This is a genomic window from Rhodococcus sp. C3V, from assembly GCF_029269915.1.
Classification (GTDB): Bacteria; Actinomycetota; Actinomycetes; order Mycobacteriales; family Mycobacteriaceae; genus Rhodococcus_F; species Rhodococcus_F qingshengii.
In genome coordinates this window covers 1-346 of sequence record NZ_JARJBE010000091.1, presented here as the reverse complement: position 1 = coordinate 346, position 346 = coordinate 1, and the positions used below count along the sequence as shown (strand labels likewise).

The 346-nt window shown below is 60.4% G+C and carries 1 protein-coding gene; it reads left to right on the top strand.

Translation table 11 applies throughout. From position 1 onward, the window contains the following. On the top strand, positions 1 to 226 hold a 226-nt coding region (locus P3G66_RS31930; protein WP_276117902.1), incomplete at its 5' end, for a hypothetical protein. Positions 227 to 346: the final 120 nt, after the last annotated feature.

Genomic DNA, 346 nt, shown 5'->3' with positions numbered 1-346 from the left:
GTCGTCGTGGGCTCAGTCGTCGTGGGCTCAGTCGTCGTGGGCTCAGTCGTCGTGGTCGTGGGCTCAGTCGTCGTGGGCTCAGTCGTGGTCGTGGGCTCAGTCGTCGTGGGCTCAGTCGTGGTCGGCTCAGTCGTCGTGGGCTCAGTCGTGGTCGGCTCAGTCGTGGTCGCGCTCCGGGGCAACTTTTCCAGCCTATCCCATCATGATCATCGGCGCAAACCGCTGAACATTCGGGGAAGAACTGGAGGTGAAGCACAACCATACACGATGGAAACTACTTCAGATTTTGGTCAGGCACTTCGTACAACCTCGTGTCACTCACCCTCGCAGGTGGGAGTCGGTGTCC